The organism is Streptomyces sp. Act143 (assembly GCF_003143935.1).
Taxonomy (GTDB): domain Bacteria; phylum Actinomycetota; class Actinomycetes; order Streptomycetales; family Streptomycetaceae; genus Streptomyces.
In genome coordinates this window covers 7,195,148-7,215,462 of record NZ_QFRX01000001.1, presented here as the reverse complement: position 1 = coordinate 7,215,462, position 20,315 = coordinate 7,195,148, and the positions used below count along the sequence as shown (strand labels likewise).

General features: G+C 69.9%; 16 protein-coding genes and 2 tRNA genes. 5 read left to right on the top strand and 13 right to left on the bottom strand.

The window, feature by feature from the left end; genetic code table 11:
• Window positions 1-43 precede the first annotated feature (43 nt).
• The 5 genes from clpX to DI272_RS32945 form a co-directional block, all read right to left on the bottom strand.
• A complete protein-coding gene (gene clpX, locus DI272_RS32965; protein ID WP_109498814.1) occupies window positions 44-1,333 on the bottom strand; it encodes an ATP-dependent Clp protease ATP-binding subunit ClpX in 1,290 nt (429 codons plus the stop codon).
• A gap of 189 nt (window positions 1,334-1,522) precedes the next feature.
• On the bottom strand, window positions 1,523-2,203 hold the full coding sequence (locus tag DI272_RS32960; RefSeq protein ID WP_109498813.1) for an ATP-dependent Clp protease proteolytic subunit: 681 nt from the start codon (window positions 2,201-2,203) through the stop codon (window positions 1,523-1,525).
• A gap of 73 nt (window positions 2,204-2,276) precedes the next feature.
• Window positions 2,277-2,882, bottom strand: a complete 606-nt coding sequence (locus DI272_RS32955) for an ATP-dependent Clp protease proteolytic subunit (protein ID WP_109498812.1) — start codon at window positions 2,880-2,882, stop codon at window positions 2,277-2,279.
• A gap of 358 nt (window positions 2,883-3,240) precedes the next feature.
• Complete coding sequence (tig, locus tag DI272_RS32950) at window positions 3,241-4,638, bottom strand: trigger factor (protein ID WP_109498811.1); 1,398 nt, start codon at window positions 4,636-4,638, stop codon at window positions 3,241-3,243.
• Window positions 4,639-4,804: 166 nt separating this feature from the next.
• Window positions 4,805-4,881 (bottom strand) — tRNA-Pro (locus DI272_RS32945).
• 152 nt (window positions 4,882-5,033) lie between these two features.
• Here DI272_RS32945 and DI272_RS32940 point away from each other — a divergent pair.
• Window positions 5,034-5,104, top strand: a tRNA-Gly gene (locus DI272_RS32940).
• Between the two features lie 407 nt (window positions 5,105-5,511).
• On the opposite strand, the gene DI272_RS32935 is transcribed toward DI272_RS32940, so the two are convergent.
• The gene (locus tag DI272_RS32935) at window positions 5,512-5,706 is read right to left on the bottom strand and encodes a hypothetical protein (protein ID WP_059191782.1); all 195 of its coding nucleotides are present in this window, start codon (window positions 5,704-5,706) and stop codon (window positions 5,512-5,514) included.
• A gap of 544 nt (window positions 5,707-6,250) precedes the next feature.
• Between DI272_RS32935 and DI272_RS32930 the strand changes: the two genes are divergently transcribed.
• The gene (locus DI272_RS32930; RefSeq protein ID WP_109498810.1) at window positions 6,251-7,435 is read left to right on the top strand and encodes an acyltransferase family protein; all 1,185 of its coding nucleotides are present in this window, start codon (window positions 6,251-6,253) and stop codon (window positions 7,433-7,435) included.
• A 51-nt stretch (window positions 7,436-7,486) separates the two neighbouring features.
• On the opposite strand, the gene DI272_RS32925 is transcribed toward DI272_RS32930, so the two are convergent.
• The 4 genes from DI272_RS32925 to DI272_RS32910 form a co-directional block, all read right to left on the bottom strand.
• Complete coding sequence (locus DI272_RS32925) at window positions 7,487-7,960, bottom strand: HD domain-containing protein (protein WP_109498809.1); 474 nt, start codon at window positions 7,958-7,960, stop codon at window positions 7,487-7,489.
• The gene (locus DI272_RS32920) at window positions 7,957-10,395 is read right to left on the bottom strand and encodes an ABC transporter permease (RefSeq protein WP_109498808.1); all 2,439 of its coding nucleotides are present in this window, start codon (window positions 10,393-10,395) and stop codon (window positions 7,957-7,959) included. Before DI272_RS32920 ends, DI272_RS32925 begins: the two co-directional genes overlap by 4 nt.
• On the bottom strand, window positions 10,395-11,162 hold the full coding sequence (locus tag DI272_RS32915; RefSeq protein ID WP_109498807.1) for an ABC transporter ATP-binding protein: 768 nt from the start codon (window positions 11,160-11,162) through the stop codon (window positions 10,395-10,397). The genes DI272_RS32920 and DI272_RS32915 overlap by 1 nt, the downstream gene beginning before the upstream one ends.
• A gap of 199 nt (window positions 11,163-11,361) precedes the next feature.
• The gene (locus tag DI272_RS32910) at window positions 11,362-12,549 is read right to left on the bottom strand and encodes a PP2C family protein-serine/threonine phosphatase (protein WP_109498806.1); all 1,188 of its coding nucleotides are present in this window, start codon (window positions 12,547-12,549) and stop codon (window positions 11,362-11,364) included.
• 162 nt (window positions 12,550-12,711) lie between these two features.
• Here DI272_RS32910 and DI272_RS32905 point away from each other — a divergent pair, with 162 nt between their 5' ends.
• Complete coding sequence (locus DI272_RS32905; protein WP_181387390.1) at window positions 12,712-13,953, top strand: GNAT family N-acetyltransferase; 1,242 nt, start codon at window positions 12,712-12,714, stop codon at window positions 13,951-13,953.
• A gap of 142 nt (window positions 13,954-14,095) precedes the next feature.
• Here the strand turns inward: DI272_RS32905 and DI272_RS32900 are convergent, their stop codons facing one another.
• Both DI272_RS32900 and DI272_RS32895 read right to left on the bottom strand, forming a co-directional pair.
• Window positions 14,096-14,905, bottom strand: coding sequence for an Fpg/Nei family DNA glycosylase (locus tag DI272_RS32900; RefSeq protein ID WP_109498805.1), 810 nt, complete (start codon window positions 14,903-14,905; stop codon window positions 14,096-14,098).
• 39 nt (window positions 14,906-14,944) lie between these two features.
• Window positions 14,945-15,433 (bottom strand): ribose-5-phosphate isomerase, encoded by a 489-nt coding sequence (locus DI272_RS32895; RefSeq protein WP_097264110.1) that lies wholly within the window; start codon window positions 15,431-15,433, stop codon window positions 14,945-14,947.
• Between the two features lie 204 nt (window positions 15,434-15,637).
• Here DI272_RS32895 and DI272_RS32890 point away from each other — a divergent pair, with 204 nt between their 5' ends.
• Window positions 15,638-17,056, top strand: coding sequence for an amino acid permease (locus DI272_RS32890; protein WP_181387389.1), 1,419 nt, complete (start codon window positions 15,638-15,640; stop codon window positions 17,054-17,056).
• Between the two features lie 66 nt (window positions 17,057-17,122).
• Here the strand turns inward: DI272_RS32890 and DI272_RS32885 are convergent, their stop codons facing one another.
• Window positions 17,123-19,219, bottom strand: a complete 2,097-nt coding sequence (locus DI272_RS32885; protein ID WP_309221680.1) for a protein kinase — start codon at window positions 19,217-19,219, stop codon at window positions 17,123-17,125.
• A 231-nt stretch (window positions 19,220-19,450) separates the two neighbouring features.
• Between DI272_RS32885 and DI272_RS32880 the strand changes: the two genes are divergently transcribed.
• The gene (locus DI272_RS32880) at window positions 19,451-20,170 is read left to right on the top strand and encodes a hypothetical protein (protein WP_109498802.1); all 720 of its coding nucleotides are present in this window, start codon (window positions 19,451-19,453) and stop codon (window positions 20,168-20,170) included.
• The last annotated feature ends 145 nt before the right edge of the window (window positions 20,171-20,315 follow it).

Here is a 20,315-nt window from a genome sequence, read left to right as displayed (position 1 = left end):
GCGTCAAATCGCCAGGCGCCCCTACAGAACTCTCTGCCAACGGCTACGCCGTCTTCGCCTCCCCAGACCCCCGTCCGCCCCGCGCATCCCGCGGGATCAGTGTCGGGTTGACGTTGGAGTGGACGACGTCCGCCGTGATGACGACCCGTGCCACGTCCTTCCGGGACGGGATCTCGTACATCACGCCCTGGAGGACTTCCTCCATGATGGCGCGCAGGCCGCGCGCGCCGGTCTGGCGGAGGATGGCCTGGTCGGCGATGGCTTCCAGCGCCTCGCGCTCGAAGTCCAGCTCCACGCCGTCGAGTTCGAAGAGGCGCTGGTACTGCTTCACCAGCGCATTGCGCGGCTCGACCAGGATCTGGAGGAGCGCCTCGCGGTCGAGGTTGTGAACCGAGGTGATGACGGGCAGACGGCCGATGAACTCGGGAATCATCCCGAACTTCACCAGGTCCTCCGGCATGACGTCCTCGAACTGGTCCTTGGCCTCCAGCTCCCGCTTCGAGCGGATCGTCGCGCCGAAGCCGATGCCCTTGGCGCCCGCGCGCGACTCGATGAGCTTTTCCAGGCCCGCGAAAGCGCCGCCCACGATGAACAGGACGTTCGTCGTGTCGATCTGGATGAACTCCTGGTGGGGGTGCTTGCGACCGCCCTGCGGCGGGACCGAGGCCGTGGTGCCCTCGAGGATCTTCAGCAGCGCCTGCTGGACGCCCTCACCGGACACATCGCGCGTGATCGACGGGTTTTCGCTCTTCCGGGCGACCTTGTCGATCTCGTCGATGTAGATGATGCCCGTCTCGGCCTTCTTGACGTCGTAGTCCGCCGCCTGGATGAGCTTCAGGAGGATGTTCTCGACGTCCTCGCCCACGTAACCCGCTTCCGTGAGCGCGGTGGCGTCCGCGATCGCGAAGGGCACGTTCAGCATGCGCGCCAGTGTCTGGGCGAGGAGTGTCTTGCCGGAGCCCGTGGGCCCGAGCAGCAGGATGTTGGACTTCGCCAACTCGATCGCGTCGTCGCGGCCGTTGGCGCCGCCGTTCTCCCCGGCCTGGACGCGCTTGTAGTGGTTGTAGACCGCCACGGACAGGGCCTTCTTGGCCGCCTCCTGGCCCACCACGTAGCCCTCGAGGAACTCGTAGATCTCGCGGGGCTTGGGGAGTTCCTCCCAGCGCACCTCGCTGGTCTCCGCGAGTTCTTCCTCGATGATCTCGTTGCAGAGATCGATGCACTCGTCGCAGATGTAGACACCGGGCCCTGCGATGAGCTTCTTGACCTGCTTCTGGCTCTTGCCGCAGAACGAGCACTTGAGCAGATCGCCGCCGTCACCGATGCGTGCCACGGTGTGCTTCCCCTTCGCCTGGGAGACGACTGGACGCTTACGAATCCAGCGGCTCCTGGTGCTGCCTTAATCCGACGGTACCTTGCCTGGCCCCCCGTTCGGGCCCCCCTTGGCCCGGTTCACTTTGACGTGCAGCGTGTCAAAGCACACGAACCGTGCCAAGGGGCGGCAGACGATACAGCAGTCGCGTCAGCGGACTGCGGCGTTGTTCATCTTCCGGGTGGAGATGATCTGGTCGATCAGGCCGTACGAAAGCGCCTCCTCGGCCGTGAGGATCTTGTCGCGCTCGATGTCCTCGCGGATCTTCTCGATCGGCGTGGTGGAGTGCTTGGCCAGCATCTCCTCCAGCTGCGAGCGCATCCGCAGGATCTCATTGGCGGCGATCTCCAGGTCGGAGACCTGGCCGCGGCCGGTCTCGCTGTACGGCTGGTGGATCAGGACGCGGGCGTTCGGGAGCGCCATGCGCTTGCCCGGCGTGCCGGCGGCCAGCAGCACGGCAGCGGCGGAGGCCGCCTGGCCCATGCAGACCGTCTGGACGTCGGGCTTCACGAACTGCATCGTGTCGTAGATCGCCGTCAGCGCGGTGAAGGAGCCGCCGGGGCTGTTGATGTAGATCGAGATGTCCCGGTCCGGGTCCATCGACTCCAGGCACAGCAGCTGCGCCATGACGTCGTTGGCGGAGGCGTCGTCGATCTGGACGCCGAGGAAGATCACGCGCTCCTCGAAGAGCTTCGCGTACGGGTCGTACTCGCGGATGCCCTGCGAGGTGCGCTCGACGAAGCGCGGGATGACGTACCGGGACTCCGCCGTGGGGCCCGTGTACTCGGCGCGGGTGCGGTCGTACAGGCCGCTGCCGGGGAAGTCGTTCACTGTCTGTCTCCTAGGAGCTGTGGCGGTCGGCTGGGGGCTGTGGCGGGGTCGTTACGGGCCCCTCCGGGGCGTGTCAGGCCCCGGTGCCGCCGCCGCCCGGCATGTTGGCGGCCGTGGTGATGACGTCGTCGATGAGGCCGTACTCCTTGGCCTCCTCGGCGTCGAACCAGCGGTCGCGGTCGGAGTCGCGGGTGATCTGCTCGAACGACTGACCGGTGTGCTGGGCCGTGAGCTCGGCCATGCGCTTCTTGGTGTGCAGCAGCCGCTCGGCGTGGATCTTGATGTCCGAGGCCGAGCCGGCGAGGCCGGCGGACGGCTGGTGGATCAGGATCTCGGCGTTCGGCAGCGCGAAGCGCTTGCCGGGGGTGCCGGCGCTGAGCAGGAACTGGCCCATGGAGGCGGCGAGGCCCATGGCGATCGTCACCACGTCGTTCTTGATGTACTGCATGGTGTCGTAGATCGCCATGCCGGCCGTGATCGAACCGCCCGGGCTGTTGATGTAGAGGTAGATGTCCTTGTCCGGGTCGGCGGCAAGGAGCAGCAGCTGTGCGGTGATCTTGTTCGCGATGTCGTCGTCGACCGGCTGGCCGAGGAAGATGATCCGCTCGTTGAGCAGCCGGTTGTAGACCTGGTCGCCGAGGCCACCACCGATGGAAGGCTCGCCGGCGGCGGAGGGCATCAGATTCGTCACGTATCCACCTGCTCGTCTTACGACGGCGCCGGGCCGTCTTCACGTGTTCCCTGCGGGGGCCTCCGGCGGTTCGGCCGACTGGGGGCCCCATACTCATGGACCCTAACGCGCTGGTCCCCCTGGGGAATCCCGGAGTAGGGGGTGTTCGCCGGGGGCGTAGAGCGTGCGGAGGGTGTTTGTCTGCTACTCGCCGTGGTGGGGGCCGTGCTCGGCAGGCTGCGGGTCCGTGGCGGCGGTTCGCGCAGTTTCCCGCGCCCCTGCCCGCACCACCCCGCCCCAAGTCGGAAGGGCCCTCGGGATCGTCTTCCCGAGGGCCCTTCCTTACGACCTACAAGGTGCCGTGGGCTCAGCCCTCGGTCTTCTCGGTGTCGGCCTCGGTGGCGTCGGCCTCGGTGGCCTCGGCGGCGACCTCGGCGGCCTCCTCGACCTCGTCCTCGTCGTCCAGGTCGATGACCTCGCCGTTGGTGTCCTTCACCGTGGCGGCCTCGACCACGACGGCCAGGGCCTTGCCGCGGGCGACCTCGCCGACGAGCAGCGGAACCTGGCCGCCCTCGACGACCGCCTGCGCGAACTGGTCGGGGGACATGCCGGAGGAGGCGGCGCGGCGCATGAGGTGCTCGGTGAGCTCCTCCTGGTTCACGTTCAGCTTCTCGCGCTTGACCAGGGCGTCCAGGACGAACTGGGTCTTGATGCCCTTGACCGCGGCTTCCTTGGTCTCGGCGTCGAACTCTTCCTCGGTCTTGCCCTGGATCTCCAGGTACTTGGCGAGGTCGAGGCCCATCTGGCCGAGCTGGTGGTGCTCCAGGTTGTGCTTGCGGGTGTTGATCTCGTCCTCGAGCAGCTTCTCGGGGACGGGCACCTCGACGAGCTCCAGGAGCTTCTCCAGGACGCGCTCCTGGGCCTGGGTGGCCTGGTCGTACTGCTTCATGTTCTCGAGGCGCTTGCGGCTGTCGGCCTTCAGCTCGTCGAGGGTGTCGAACTCGGAGGCGAGCTGCGCGAACTCGTCGTCCAGCTCGGGCAGTTCGCGGGCGGCGACCTGGGTGACCTTGACGGTGACCTCGGCCTCCTTGCCGGCCGCCGAGCCGCCCTTGAGCTCGGAGGTGAAGGTGGCCTCGCCACCGGCCTCCAGGCCCTTCACGGCGTCGTCGATGCCGTCGAGGAGCTCGCCGGAGCCGATGGTGTAGGAGACACCGCTGGCGATGCCGTCCTCGAGCACCTCTCCGTCGACCTTGGCCTCCAGGTCGATCGTCACGACGTCGCCGTCCTCGGCGGCGCGCTCGACCGGGGAGGTGGAGGCGAAGCGCTCACGGAGCTGCTCGACGGACTTGTCGACGTCCTCGTCGGTGACCTCGACGGCGTCGACCTCGACCTCGATGCCGGAGAAGTCCGGGATCTCCAGGGCGGGGCGGATGTCGACCTCGGCGGTGAAGTTCAGCGTGTCGCCGTCCTTCAGCTCGGTGATGTCGACCTCGGGCTGGCCGAGGACGTCCAGGTCGGCCTCGTTGACCGCCTCGGTGTAGAACTTCGGAAGCGCGTCGTTGACCGCCTCCTCCAGGACCGCACCGCGGCCGAACCGCTGGTCGATGACGCGGGCCGGGATCTTGCCCTTGCGGAAGCCCTTCACCGTGACCTGCTGGTTGATCTTCTTGTACGCCGCGTCGAGGCTGTCCTTGAGCTCCTCGAAGGGCACCTCGACAGTGAGCCGAACCCGGGTCGGGTTCAGGGTCTCCACGGCGCTCTTCACGGTTCGGTCTCCTTGTGGCTGACTTCTCGGATTCTGCCGGGGCCAGAACGGCTCCGGCGGATTCGCCGCCCGGAGGACGTCGTCAGGGTCAGACGAGAGACACACGGGCATGCAGCTTGCATAGTAACCGCAGCCACGACACGCCCCAAAAGGCGATCAAGGAAGGTGGTCGGGGTGGCGGGATTTGAACCCACGGCCTTCCGCTCCCAAAGCGGACGCGCTACCAAGCTGCGCCACACCCCGTCTGGTGCGAGACGTAGGGTACATGCCCGCAAGCCATGGGAACGCCGCATTTACGGGCTGCGGGGCGAGGTGGGCCGGGGTGTGCGGCGAGGGGGCCCGACCCGCTACGATGCCTTCTGTGCCGCGGTCACCTGACCTGCGGCGCGCGCTGTGCGGGCGTAGCTCAATGGTAGAGCCCTAGTCTTCCAAACTAGCTACGCGGGTTCGATTCCCGTCGCCCGCTCTGTTCGGCAAAGGGCCCGGTTCCTCTGGAACCGGGCCCTTTCCTCGTGTGCTCGGCGGGTGCGGCAGGCCGGAGGGTCCGTACGTCGATCGTGTGGACGGAGCGCAGGCCGTACGGGACGCTCGGCTTCGCTCGCGCGGGTGGTAGCTGCATCGCCGCCGGTCCGGGTGAGGGCGTCGGCGTACTGGCCGTGCACGCCCTTACCGCGAGGCGGCGGCCGGAGGCGGAGCGGGCGAGATGAGCACGCCCTCCCCCGTCTCCGCCGCCCCGGCGGTCCTCGATGAGGAAACCGCCCATCTCCGCCGGGTCCGAGGCGTACAGCGCCATCCCCGTACGTACCCCGCTGTCCGTCTTCGGCCCCCGTGACCGGGTCGGTCGGTCAGCCTGGACCGGCTCGGTCGACAGGGTCAGAACTGGATCGAGTTGATCGTCTCCGCTATCGAGTTGAGGAAGCGCTGGATGTCGTCGGCCATACCCGTCGAGGCCAGGAAGAAGCCGAACAGCACGGCCACGACCGCGGGTCCGGCCTTGAGGGACCCGCCACGGATCAACACCACCATGATGATCGCCAACAGCAGCACCACTGACAGCGAAATGGCCACAACTGATCACACCCTAGGTCGGTCCGCTCTCCCGGCCCGGAGGTGCCGGCCCCGCGCACCCCCGCCAGAACCATCGTGCCACCAACCAAGCCGCTGTATGCGGCGGGTGACGCATCGTTGACCACACCTGTGCCTGAACTGTGCGGCGCCGGGCGGGTGTCGCCCGCGTCCGCGACCGAACCGTCAAGTCCCGCACAGCAATTCGAGCGCACCCTCGCACAGGGATCACGCAGGGAATTCGGCCGGATCGTTTCGGTCTCCACACATCCCGTTCGCAGGTAATTCGAAAATGAACGGCGGCCATAACCGGCCCAGAGGAAGCGGACATTCCACCGGAGTCGCCTGCTGGCCTTATGACCTATTTAGTCAGGATGAATCACACCAAGACGCCCCTTGCGGTGACGGATACGCCTGTCAGTTCGCTGTGTTCACCGTCACGTGCAGAATGACGCGAGGTGCCGATATACCGGGTACTCGAAGTCGATAACCAGGAATGACGTGGCCGGTTTTACGAAATCGCACAGACAACGCTAGGGTCCCTCAGATGTTCCACGCCGCCTCGCCCCGAGTGCCGCTCCCGCCGGCACAGTCGTCGGCACCCGGAGTGCCGAGCCCGCGCTCACCGCTCGCTCAGCAGAAGCCTCGGCAGCAGCCGCAGGGCAAGCAGCGCGACGCGTTCTTCGACAACGCCAAGTACCTGGCGATCGTGCTCGTCGCGGTCGGTCACGCCTGGGAGCCGCTCAAGGGCGACAGCCGCATCCTGGAGGGCGCGTACACGGTCGTGTACTCCTTCCACATGCCGGCGTTCATCATCATCTCCGGCTTCTTCTCGCGCAGTTTCGACATGCGCCCCGACCGGCTCAAGCGGCTGATCACGGGTGTCGCGGTGCCGTACGTGCTCTTCGAGACGGCGTACGTGCTCTTCGCGCGCACGGTGGGCGACGAACCCGGCAAGGACATCAGCCTGCTCGACCCCTGGTATCTGACCTGGTTCCTGTGCGCGTTGTTCGTCTGGCGGATGTGCACCCCGATCCTGAAGATGATCCGCCGGCCGCTGCCCGTCGCCCTCGGCATCGCCATGCTGGCGTCCGTGGCGCCCTCGATCGGCAACGACCTGGACCTCCAGCGGGTGCTTCAGTTCCTGCCCTACTTCGTCCTCGGCCTGAGCATGAAGGCCGAGCACTTCCACATGGTGCGCACCTGGCGGATGCGCATCCTGGCCCTGCCCGTGTTCGCGGCGGCGCTCGTCGTGGGCTGGTGGGCGGTGCCGCGCATGAACACCGCGTGGTTCTACCACCGGGACGCCGCCCAGGACCTGGGCGCCCCGTGGTGGGTCGGCCCGGTCATGGTGCTCGCGATGTTCGGCTGCTCGCTGCTGCTGACCGCCTGCTTCTTCGCCTGGGTGCCGCGCCGGAAGATGTGGTTCACGGCGCTCGGCGCGGGCACGCTCTACGGCTACCTGCTGCACGGCTTCCTGGTGAAGGCCGGTGACTACCAGGGCTGGTTCGACCACGCCTGGCTGCACCGCCCGGCCGGTGAGATCTTCGTGTCCGTCCTCGCCGCCGCGGTCGTCACCGCGCTGTGCACCAAGCCGGTGCAGCGGGTCTTCCGGTTCGCGATGGAGCCGAGGATGGAGTGGGCCTTCAAGCGGGACGCCACGGAACTGGCGCGCGAGCGGCAGCAGCGGGAGCGGCAGCAGCAGGAGCGCCGCGAGAAGGTCTCCGCCTAGACCGCCAATCGGCCAGAGGGCCAGACCGCGAGACCGTCTAGGGCGAGGGCGCTAGGCCGGCTGCCCTTCACCCCGTACGAGACCGAGAAGTGTGCGCATCCGCGTGTACTTCTCGGTCAGTCGTTTCCGGGTCGGTTCGTCCAGGGCCGCGAGGCGGGCCGGGTCGGCGTTGTGGGCCAGGTCCGCCTCCTTCACCAGCAGTGCGCCGGGCGTGGCGAGGATGCGGGCGGCGTACGCCTCGGGCGGCTCCCCCGCGCGCTTGGTGAGCGCGAGCACGATGTCCTTCGTACGACGGCTCAGCGCCGCCTGCGCCAGCCACCGCTCGGAGAGCGCGTCGTCCTCGACGGCGTCGTGCAGCCAGGCCGCCGCGATCTGCTCGGCGTCGCCGCCCCGCGCGCGGACGCCCTCCGCGACGGCCTGGAGGTGTTCGGCGTAAGGGCGTCCGGCCTTGTCGGTCTGCCCTTCGTGGGCGGTGCGGGCGAGGGCCTCGATCTCGGCGAGCGCGAGCGTCAGTGGTTCGGTCACTCGTCCAGTGTCTCCCCGCGGAGCGCCGCCTTGGCGGGAAGGGTCGCCGCGGTCAGGCCGAGCGCGACGATCGTCCCGGCGAACGCGCCGTACATCAGCGGCGGGATGTAAGGCCCCTGCCCCGTCAGCCCGTTCATCATCGGCACGAGCGTGGCGAGGGCGATCGCGGTGCCGAGGGCGATGCCGGCGAGGGCGACCAGCAGGGCCTCCCAGCGGATCATCCGCAGCACCTGGCGGCGGGTGGAGCCGATGAGGCGGAGGGTGCCGAGCTCACGGCGGCGGTCGAGGACCGTCATCACCAGGGTGTTGACGGCGGCGACGGCCGCGAAGCCGCCGAGGACGGCCGCCATGAGGTTGTTGGCCCAGGCGTTGAGCTCGCGGTCCACGGACCGGGCGGTGGTGTAGCCGTCACGGTCCTGGACGGTGCCGAGCGCCTTCAGACCGGCCGTGGTACCGCCTTTCGTCCACAGTTCCGTGTCGTAGGCGGAGGTGACGTGGGTGGCGAGATCGGCACGGCTCAGGGTGACTTGGGCGAGCCCCAGGCCGCGGCCGTACGTCGCCACGACCCGCGGCGCGGCCTTCGTGCCGTCGGGGAGGCGGAGGTGGAGACGGTCGCCGACCTTGACGTCCGCGGTGTCGGCGAGGGACGCGTCGATCGCGATCTCGCCCTGCTGCAGGGACAGTTGGCCGTCCTTGACGTCCAGATCCTGTACGGCGGCCAGGTCGCGTGCGGAGCCCGTGACGCCCTGGGCGGTGGCCTGCTCCAGGGCGCCCGCCGAGCCGGGGACGAGTACGGCGGTCTTCAGCAGGCCGACGGCGGCGGTGACTTCGGGGGTGCCCTCGGCTCGTCGTACCGCGTCGGGGGCGAGGCCGGGGCCGTCCGGGGCGGTGACGATGTGGTCGGCGGTGATGCCGTCGCGCTGCTGCTGGGCGGTGACGTGGTCCTCGCTGGTGTGCAGGAAGACCAGGACCGAGGAGAAGGCCATCGCGAGCACGATCGGGGTGATCGCGGAGGCCAGACGGCGGGCGTTGGTACGGGAGTTGGCGGCGGCCAGCACGGCGGAGGCGCTCGCGCCGCGCAGCGGAAGGCCGAACAGGGCCGCGCAGGCCCGGGCGACCAGCGGGCCGAGCAGGCCCACGGCGAGCATGAACAGCACGACGATGCCGAGGGCAGCGTTGGCCGCGTCCTCGCCGGTCAGGGAGGCGGACAGGGCCGCGCAGACGAAACCGCCGGCCGCGGCGGCGAGGCCGAGCGGGGTGCGGATCCAGCCGATGCGCAGCCGCTCCACGCTCGCCTCGCTCAGCGCCTGGCCCGGTTTGATGCGGGAACTGCGGTGGGCGGCCATGTAACCGGCGAGCAGGGCGGTGAGGAGGACGGCGCCGGTCGCGGAGACCAGGGGGATCCAGGAAACGGCCAGGTCGACCGGGGCCGGGACCGCGCCCCGGTCGCGGAGCTGGTCCAGCCACCAGGCGGCCAGGGCCATGCCGGGCAGGCAGCCGAGGGCGCCCGCGACGGGGGCCACGAGGAGGGTCTCGGTGGCGATGGTGCGGCGGATCTGGCGCGGGGTGGTGCCGAGGGCGCGCAGCAGGGCGAACTCGCGGGCGCGCTGGCCGACGGCCAGGGCGATGGTGCCGGCCGCGGTGAAGATCGCGACCACCGTGGCGACGCCGCCGAAGGAGCCGCCGATGCCGATGAGGACCTCTTTGGCCTCGTCGAGGGTGGGGTCCGCGACGGTGCCGCGGCCGTCCCCGGTGTGGATCTCGGCCCGGCCGCCGAGGGCCTTGTCGACCTGGGCCGCCAGGGCGGCGGTGGGGACGCCGGGCTTCGGGAGCACGGCGATGGCGTCGATGCGGCCGGGGTGCCCGGAGACGCGTACGGCGTCCGGGTCGGCCAGCCAGACGCCGGTACCCGTGGTCGTGCCGGAGACCCGGTAGGTGTGCGGGCCGTCGGGGGTGGTGAGGGTGACCTGGTCGCCGACCTCGGACCGGTCCTTGTCCTTGGTGAGGACCACTTCGCCGGGGTTCGGGGCGTGGCCCGCGGTGAGCTGTTCGCCGGTGAAGGCGGTGGCGGACCAGTTGTGGGCGGTGAGGGGGCCGTGCGGGCCGGTGACCGGGAAGGTGACGTCGGGGACGGCGGTGCGGGCGCCGGGGGCGGTGGCCGCCTTGGCCACCAGGGCGGCGTCGAGGCGGGCGCGGTCGGGGACGGGCTCGCTGTCGGCGCTGTCGCCCGTGCCGTAGTGGGCCGCCTGGTCGGCCGCGGCCACGACCGGGGCGCCGGCGTAGCGGCCGGGCGGGACCTCGGCGCGGACGCCGGTCTCCAGGAGGATGCCGCAGGCCGAGACGATCGCGGCGGCCATGACGAGGGCCACGAAGGTGCCGACGAACGCGGCCGGGCGGAATCGGATCGCGGCGCGGGCCAGGCCGTTGGGGCGCATCACGCCGCCGCCTTCACGCCGTCCCGGCGGGCCGTCAGGGTCTTCATGCGGTTGGCGATCTGGTCCGGGGTCGGGCGGTCCAGGTGGGTGGTGAGCTCGCCGTCGGCCAGGAACAGGACGCGGTCGGCCCAGGCCGCGGCCGTGGGGTCGTGGGTGACCATGACGACCGTGGCGCGCTGGGTGTCGACGGCCTCGCGGAGCAGGGCGAGGATCTCGGCCGCGGTGGTGGTGTCCAGGGCGCCGGTCGGTTCGTCGGCGAAGACCACGTCGGGGCGGGTGACGAGGGCGCGGGCGATGGCGACGCGCTGCTGCTGGCCGCCGGAGAGCTGGCCGGGGCGGCGGCGGGCCTTGTCGGCCAGACCGACCTGGTCGAGGACCTCGGCGGTGCGCCGGCGGTCGGGGCGGTGGCCGGCGAGGCGCATGGGGAGGGCGACATTCTGCTCGACCGTGAGGGACGGGAGCAGGTTGAAGGCCTGGAAGACGAAACCGAGGCGGGTGCGGCGGAGGGCGGTGAGCTTGTTCTCCTTCATGCCGGTGATCTCCGTGCCGCCGAGGCGGACGCTGCCGGTGGTGGGGCGGTCGAGGCCGGCCGCGCACTGGAGGAAGGTGGACTTGCCGGAGCCCGAGGGGCCCATGACCGCGGTGAAGGTGCCCGGGGGAAGGGTGAGGTCGATGCCGCGCAGGGCGTGGACGGCGGTGCGGCCACGGCCGTAGCGACGCTGCACTCCGTGGAGTTCGACAGCCCATTCGACCGAGGTGGGGGGCATGGGGGATTTCTTCCGGTCCGAGGTCATGTACTTGACGCTACGGAGCGGGGGTGTGCGGGGCGATGAGGGGTGCTGGCGGATCCGGGCTGGGGAAAACCCCACCTTGGCGTGGGCTGGGCGGGCCTGCCTGGGTGGGCGCAGCGACACGACTGGGCGCAGTTACGGCGACGCCAACAGCAACAGGCGTAGTCGCGCAGGGCTACGGCTGTGCCGGCTGGGCCGTGGCTGTCGGGCCTTCCCGGCAGATCAGCAGGAGGGCGCGGTCGTCGTTGACGTCCTTGGCCACTGCCTCGATCAGGTGCCAGGCGGCGCCGTGGAAGCCGCCGGCCACGTAGCGGTCGGCCTCGCCCGTGAGGCGGTCGATGCCTTCCACGATGTCCCGGTCGGAGGTTTCCACCAGGCCGTCCGTGAAGAGCATCAGCACGTCGCCGGGGCGCAGGGAGCCCTTCACGGGGTCGAACTGGGCACCGTCGTAGACGCCCAGGAGCGGGCCTTCCGCGGCCTTCTCCTCCCAGCGGCCGCTGCCCGCGCTGAGCTGGAGGCCCGGCGGGTGGCCCGCGGAGTAGAGCTCGTAGTCACCGGAGTCCAGGTCCAGGACCAGGTGGATCGAGGTCGCGAAGCCCTCGTCCCAGTCCTGGCGCAGGAGGTAGCCGTTGGCGGCGGGGAGGAACGCGTGCGGGGGCAGGGAGCCCAGGAGGCCGCCGAAGGCTCCGGACAGGAGCAGGGCGCGGCTGCCGGCGTCCATGCCCTTGCCCGAGACGTCCGTCAGGACGACCTCCATGGTGCGGCCGCCGTTGGTGCGGGCGGCCACCACGAAGTCGCCGGAGAAGGACTGGCCGCCCGCCGGGCGCAGCGCCATCTCACGGTGCCAGCCGTGCGGGAGTTTCGGCAGCTTGCTCTGGACGCGGATGCGTTCGCGCAGGTCGAACAGCATGGTGCCGCCGCGCCGCCAGGGCACGCCGACCCGGCTGCGGAACTGGGCGATCAGAAGGCCGAAGAAGCCGCAGGCGGCCACGACGAGGACGATGCCGGGGGTGACCCGGGAGGGGCCTTCCGTGTACGGGCCCAGCTGCACCGACTCCACGATCAGTGCCGTCGCCGCCGCCGCGTACAGGCCGAGCAGGCTCGCCGGGCGCAGCAGCAGCCCGCCCGCGACGATCGGGAGGACCAGCGCGGCCGGGGAGCACCACACCGAGTTCATCAGCGTGGTGGCGGCGATCAGCGGGACGGTGAGGAGCAGACCGGCCAGCGCGACCCAGTCCGAGCCGTCCCCGCGGAAGTAGTCCACGGCGCTTCTGCGCAGGCCGACGCGGGCCCGGTGCCACTGCATCTTCAACCGGGCCGTGAACGTGTCGGCTTCCGCGCGCCGCTCTCGTCCTGCTGCCATTAGTTCGGGACCCTATCCATCGGACCAGCTGCTTGGCACGGGAGGTCCCACTTGTCCCCCGTCCGAGGTTCAACTTCACAGTGAACTTCACGGAAAGCCACCTTGCCGCCACCAAGGAGAAATTCCCTGGCTCGTCCCGCAATGCCCTGGTAGGCATGGTCCATGGCTTCTGACTTGGCGACCGACCTGCGGGTGCTGCGGCGGGACGAGTGGGACGAGTGGTACGACAACCTGATCCGCGCCTTCGGCGGGGTCGCGGAGGCGGCCGAGGAGCGGGAGCTGTGGAACTCGCTCACCGAACTCGACCGTTCCCTCGGCGCCTGGGACGGGGACGAGTGCGTGGGCACGGCCGGGGCGTTCAGCTTCCGGCTGACCGTGCCGGGCGGTGCGTCGGTGCCGGCGGCGGGCGTGACGATGGTCAGTGTGGCCGCGACGCATCGGCGCCGCGGGGTGCTGACGTCGATGATGCGGCGCCAGCTGGACGACGTACGGGAATGGGGCTGGCCGCTGGCCGTCCTGACCGCCAGCGAACCGGCGATCTACGGCCGGTTCGGGTACGCGCCGGCGACCTTCCACGTCAACGCCGAGATCGATACGACCCGGGTACGGCTGTCCCTGCCGCCCGGCACCGATGACGTACGGGTGCGGTACGCGAAGCCGGCGGAGGTGCTCGACGCCTGTGAGGCGGTGTACGCGCGGCTGGTGCCGGGGCGGCCGGGCATGCTGGCGCGGCTTCCCGGGTGGGAGCGGCTCGGGATGCTCGACCCCGCGAGCGACCGGGACGGCGCCTCTCCGCTGCAGTGCGTGGTCGCGGAGCGGGACGGCGGAGTCGTCGGGTACGCGCGCTTCCATGTGAAGCCGGAGTGGGGGACCGCCGGGCCCGACGGGACCGTGGTGCTGCGGGACGTGCAGGCGCTGGATGCGGCGACGCATGCCGCGCTCTGGCGGTTCCTGTTCGGGATCGACCTGACGTCGAAGGTGAGCGTGCGGGGGCGGCCGGTCGACGAGGTGTGGCAGCAGCTGGTCTCCGACATGCGGCGGTGCGAGCCGCGGCTGCGGGACTCGCTGCACGTACGGCTGGTGGACGTGGGGGCCGCGCTGGAGGCGCGGACCTATCAGGCGCCGGTGGACGTGGTGTTCGACGTCCAGGACGACTTCTGCCCCTGGAACACGGGGCGTTGGCGGCTCAGCGGGGACGCGAAGGGGGCGTCCTGCGAGCGGACCGAGGACGCGGCTGATCTGGCGCTGTCCGTACGGGAGTTGGGGGCCGCGTATCTCGGCGGGGTGAGCCTGGCCGCGCTGGGCGCCGCCGGGCGGGTGCGGGAGCTGCGGCAGGGGGCGCTGACGGAGGCGGCGGTCGGCTTCGGGTCGGCGGTGGCCCCCTGGTTGCCGCACGGCTTCTGAGCGCGGCTGCCGGAGGCGCCGTGGCGCCGGCTGCCCGGCCGTCAGGCGGTACGGGCGCGGGGCCCGCGGCTCAGGCCGTCTGACAGCCGGTGCGGGGGCCTGCGGCTCAGGCCGTCTGACAGCGGGTACGGGGGCCTGCGGCTCAGGCCGTCTGGCAGCCCGGGCACCAGAAGAGGTTGCGGGCGGCGAGGTCGGCGGTGCGGATCTCGCCGCCACAGATGTGGCAGGGCAGGGTGGCCCTGCGGTAGACGTACACCTCGCCGCCGTGGTCGTCGACGCGGGGCGGTCGGCCCATCGCCTCCGGGGTGTGCTCGGGGCGGACGGTGTCGATGCGGTTGTTGCGCACGCCCTCGCGCATGAGGTCGACGAGATCCCGCCAGATCGCGTCCCACTCCCGCGCGGTGACATCCTTCCCCGCCCGGTACGGGTCGATGCCGTGCCGGAAGAGGACCTCGGCACGGTAGACGTTGCCGACGCCGGCGATGACCTTCTGGTCCATCAGGAGCGCGGCGATCGTCGTACGGCTGCGGGAGATCCGCCGGTACGCCGCCTGCGGGTCGGCGTCCGCGCGCAGCGGGTCGGGGCCGAGGCGCTCGTGTATCGCGTCCTTCTCGGCGTCCGTGATGAGGGCGCAGGTCGTGGGGCCGCGCAGATCGACGTACGACGTGGCGTTCGCGAGCCGCAGGCGGACGGTGTCCGTGGGCGGGGGCGCCGGGGCGTCGCCGAAGGCCACCTTGCCGAAGAGGCCGAGGTGGATGTGGACCCAGTCGGTGTCCCGGAAGCCCAGGAAGAGGTGCTTGCCGTGGGCTTCGGTACGGGTGAGTCCGGCGCCGTCCAGGAGGGCGGCGGCGTCGGAGAACTTGCCCTGGGGGCTGGTGACGCGGGGCGCCGTGCCGGAGAAGCGGTCGGCGTAGTCGGCCGCCAACCGGTGGATCGTGTGCCCCTCTGGCACGGTGCCTGTTCCTTCCAGCCCTCTGGGTGCTGTGTTACGTCAGTCCTGCTGCGGGTGGTGGGCCGGGATCGGCGGGAGGTCGCCGGTCGTCTCGTAGTCGGCCAGCATGTCGATGCGGCGGATGTGGCGCTCGTCACCGGAGAACGGGGTGGCGAGGAAGGTCTCGACGAACTTGGTCGCCTCGTCCTGGGTGTGCATCCGGGCGCCGACCGCGACGACGTTGGCGTTGTTGTGCTGGCGGCCCAGCGACGCCGTCTCCTCGCTCCAGGCGAGCGCCGCGCGTACGCCCTTGACCTTGTTCGCGGCGATCTGCTCGCCGTTGCCGGAGCCGCCGATCACGATGCCGAGGGCGTCGGGGTCCGCCGCCGTACGCTCCGCGGCGCGGAGGCAGAACGGCGGGTAGTCGTCCTGGGCGTCGTAGATGTGGGGGCCGCAGTCGACGGCCTCGTGGCCGGCGGCCTTGAGCCACTCGACGAGGTGGTTCTTGAGTTCGAAGCCCGCATGGTCGGAGCCGAGATACACGCGCATGGGATGAGTGTGACACGCCTGTTTCGGGGCAGCCGCCCTGGGTGTCCAGGACGAAAAACACGGCCTCAACCATGGAAGCTCAAGAAAACCTCAAGTAACGATCCGGATTCATAGGTTCACGAATTCCTTTGCCTCCGATTCACTGGACCGATCCGTACGCAACCCGTACGGGAACCGCTCACCCGGCGCAAAGGAATTCCCCCCATGACTGGTCTCCAGGCCGGACTCAAGAACCGACATCTCTCGATGATCGCCATCGGTGGCGTCATCGGGGCGGGTCTGTTCGTCGGCTCCAAGGCAGGCATCGCCACCGCAGGGCCGGGCATCCTCCTGTCCTACGCACTCGTCGGCACGCTCGTGGTGCTGGTGATGCGGATGCTCGGCGAGATGTCCGTCGCCAACCCCACCACCGGCTCGTTCTCCGCGCACGCCGACCGGGCGCTCGGACGCTGGGCCGGGTTCTCCATCGGCTGGCTGTACTGGTTCTTCTGGGTCGTGGTGCTCGCCGTCGAGGCGACCGCGGGAGCCGAGATCCTCGAAGGCTGGATCCCCGCCGTCCCGCAGTGGGGGTGGGCGCTCATCGTGATGGTGGTGCTGACCGCCACCAACCTGATCTCCGTGGGCTCCTACGGCGAGTTCGAGTTCTGGTTCGCCGGGATCAAGGTCGTCGCCATCGGCGCGTTCATCGTCATCGGCGGGCTCGCGGTCTTCGGTGTGCTGCCGGGGGTCGACGCCGACAAGGCGGGCCTGTCCAACCTCACCGACCACGGTGGCTTCCTGCCCAACGGGCCCGGCGCCATCCTCACCGGTGTGCTGCTCGTCGTCTTCTCCTTCATGGGCAGCGAGATCGCCACGCTGGCCGCCGGCGAGTCCGAGGACCCGCAGCGGGCCGTCACCAAGTCGACCAACAGCATCATCTGGCGGATCGGCGTCTTCTACCTCGGCTCGATCTTCGTCGTCGTCACGCTGCTCCCCTGGGACGACCCGTCCATCGCGGAGAAGGGCTCCTACGTCGCCGCCCTGGACTCCCTCGGCATCGCGCACGCCGGTCAGATCATGAACTTCATCGTGCTGACCTCGGTGCTGTCCTGCCTCAACTCCGGCCTCTACACGGCCTCCCGCATGGCCTTCTCGCTCGGTGAGCGCGGGGACGCGCCTCGCGCGTTCGCGCGGACCAACGGGCGGGGCGTGCCGATGACGGCGATTCTCGCGTCCGTGCTGTTCGGCTTCGTGGCCGTCTTCTTCAACTACCTGTCCCCGGACACGATCTTCCTCTTCCTCGTCAACTCCTCCGGTGCGGTCGCCCTGTTCGTGTGGCTCGTCATCTGCTTCTCGCAGCTGCGGATGCGGCGGATCATCCAGGCGGAGGCGCCGGAGAAGCTGGTCGTGAAGATGTGGCTGTACCCGTACCTCACCTGGGCCACGGCCGCGCTCATCGTGTTCGTCCTCGGTTACATGCTGACCGACACGGAGGGGGCGAGCAGCGGGCGTACGACCGTGCTGCTGTCGTTGCTCGTCGCGGCGTGTGTGCTGGTGGTCGCTGTGGTCAAGGAGCGGGTGCGGGGCGGACGTCCGGCCGCCGTCGACGGGCCTGAGGTGCAGGACGAGATCAAGGTCGGCTGACACGTCCTGAGTTCGCCGGTCTCAGTCAGCCGGTTTCAGTTCGTCGGTTTCACGGTGCTGTGGGTCTCACAGCACCGTGAAGCTGTTCTTGACCTTCTCGTACGTCTTCAACGCCTGTGTCTCCGTGTGCGGTTGGTACCACGTGTTCACCTGGTACGACTTGCCGTCCACGTTGAAGCCGAGCAGGCGGGCGTGCCAGGGAACGCCCTTGAGCGTGAAGGTGTACTCCCAGACCACCGCCGGGTGGCCCTGGAACTCCGTGTCCTCCAAGCGGATCTTCCGGTAGTCCTGGCCCTGGTGGGCGTTCTGCTCCGAGGTCTTCCAGGTCTCCATCAAGTCGCCCCGGGCGAGGGAGGACTTCGCGGCGAGTTCCTGGGTGCCGTCGGGTGACGTGTAGTGCACCTCCGCGCCCGTCTTCACGTCCCTGCGCCAGCCCTCGGGGGTTGCCCAGGCGAAACCTCCGGCCTCTTGGTGGGCGCCGGGTGGGATCGACTGGGGCCTGGAGGTGCCTTCGACGGTGGGGGGCGGGGAGTTGAGGGTGGTGGCGGAGGGAGCCGGGGTCGGGGTCGAAGTGCTGTGTGCCTTGTCGTCGTGGGTGCCGGGTGCGTTCGCGTTCAGCAGGAGCAGGGTCGTGGTGAGCGCGGCTGCGGCGGCGACGGCGGCGGTGAGCAGTCGGGTGCGGTGGCGGTGGGGGTGGGGGTGGGGGTGGACGTCGGGGTGGGGGTCGGGTGGGGGTGGCTGGAGGGGGCGTTGTTCGGTGACTGCCTCTGAGCGGATGAGGGAGATGCCGCCGTGTGCTTCTGAGGAGGCGTTGGGGGTGGGGGCCGCCGGGCCTTCGGCCCGGTTTTCGTTCCCACCCGCACCACCCGTGCGGCTTTCGTGGTCGGCTGCGGGTGGCCCCTGCGGGGGCTGAGCGCCGTCGGCGTGTGCGGGGGCGTGGGTGGGGGTGGGGGTGGACGTCGGGGTGGGAGTGAGTTCCCAGGTGGGGGTGGTCCCCTGGGTAGGGGTGGGCCCCTGGGTAGGGGTAGGGCTCTGGGCAGGGGTGGGCCCCTGGGTAGGTGTGGGCTCCCAGGTAGGGGCGGATTCCCCGGTAGGGGTGGGCTCCCACGTAGGGGTGGGCTTCCAGGTGGGGCTGGGTTCTTCGTGGGGAGGTGGTGGTTCTGTGGGTGGGGTGCTTCTCGGGGCTGCGTGGGCCGGGAGTTGGGAGGCGTTCAGGTAGGGCGGGGTGGGGTGTTCCGGCCTGGGCCAGGGGAGGAACGGGGTTGCGCGGTCCGGGAGGGCGCTCGCGGGCCGCTCGTCCTCGGGGGGTGCCGGTCGTTCCTGGGGCGGCTGTTCCTCCTCGATCACCCGCATCGTGGCGACAGTGGGCGGGAACGCCACCGGGCGGAGCGCCTCCTCCACCTCGTCCAGGCCCGGGCGCAGCTCCGGCTCCTTCTCCAGGAGGGCGGCCAGGATGTCCCGCAACGGCCCTGCCGTGCTGGGCAGTTCGGGCTCCTCGTAGAGGACCGCGTGCAAGGTGGCCAGCGTGGTGTCGCGGGAGAACGGGGAGTGGCCCGCCAGGGCCGCGCAGAGCGTGGCGCCCAGCGACCAGATGTCCGACGGGGGGCCTTGCGGGCGGCCGGAGATGCGCTCGGGGGCCATGTAGTCGGGGGAACCGACCAGCATGCCGACCATGGTGAGCGCCTTGGCGTCCTGGATGGCCGCGATGCCGAAGTCCGTGAGGACCACGCGGTGTCCGGCCCCCTCCACCAGTACGTTGCCCGGCTTGATGTCCCGGTGCAGGACACCGCGCGCATGCACCTGACGCAGGGCCGTCACCAGACCGATGCCGATCCGGGCGGTCTCCCGGGGGGCGAGCGGACCGTCCTCCACCATCATCCGTTCCAGGGAGCGGCCCGCCACCAACTCCATGACGATCCACAGGCGTTCGCCCTCGTCCACGACGTCGTAGACCCGCACCACATTGGGGTGGTCGATGCGTGCCGTGGCGCGGGCCTCGCGCAGGGTGCGTTCACGGCGGGTGCGGGCGTCCTCCGCGTCGAGGCCGTCTATGCGCATTTCCTTGACCGCGACCTGGCGGTCGAGCATTTCGTCGGCGGCTCGCCACACCCGCCCCATTCCCCCCTGGCCGATGCTCTCGACCAGGCGATAACGACTCGACACCAGTGTCCCCGGAGCCCCGCCGCTTCTCATGTTTCCCGTGCTGCCCGCACTTCCCGTGCTTCCCGTGTTTCCCGTATTCTCCGGCAATCCGCTGCACCCCCTCCGGCACGTACCGGCCACCGCCTACTTCAACACAATGGTCACACTTCACGCCGTACCAGCATAGTGCGGAGAAATCTTGTGGTAGCTCTTCAAGTACTGCGAATTCAGGCGCAGCCAAGGGGGACGAACATGAGTTCTCGTCGCATGACGACCATCGCGGGATCGCTGGTCACGGCATCTTTCTCGGCCGTACTGATCCTTCCATTCGCCGCCAGCGCGGATGACCAGGGGCCCGGCAGCAGCAAGGGGGGAAAGGCCGTCGACGAGGCACCGGCGGGCGTGAAACTGACCACGCTGCTGCCCGAACAGATCTCGGTCGACAACAGTTCCGAAAAGACCGACATCACCGCCACGGTGAAGAACGAGGGGACCAAGGACAGCGGAAAGATCCAGCTTTTGGTCGTCGGTTTCGACGGCCTCACGGTCAACAACGTTCAAGGCTGCTCCTCGATTGCCAAAAGCGATCTGCCGGAGGGCTCGAACAGCGGTTTCGCGTGCCCGATCGACAATCTCGCAGCCGGTAAGTCGAAGTCGTACGCGGTCGACGCGTCGTTCGATCTCGGCAAGACCGGAAAGATCTGTCTGCCGGTGCAGACCGGCGACGGGAAGAAGACGTACTGGCAGCAGGGCCCGGTTCCGTTCGGGACGACGAATCCGTCGCCGAACGCCCCGGCCACCCCGCTGCTCCTCGGTACGGACAACAAGCCGGTGGCACCCGGCGGCGACGAGCTGCCGAAGACCGGTGTGATGCGTGATCTGCTCCCGGCGGGAGCGGCGGGAGCGGCCCTGTTGACGGCCGGTGCGGCCGGGCTGTGGTGGTCGACGCGGCGGCCGCGGCAGGGGATCTGACAGGCACGCGGCACGGGGGCATGGCCTGACGGCGGTCGTCAGGTCGTGCCTGCACCCCGGGAGCGATGGATCACGAGAACCGCCCGCGTCCGTACCGGCTCCGGCGGGGATCGGAGCGAGGGGCCGTACGACGCCGTAACGCGGA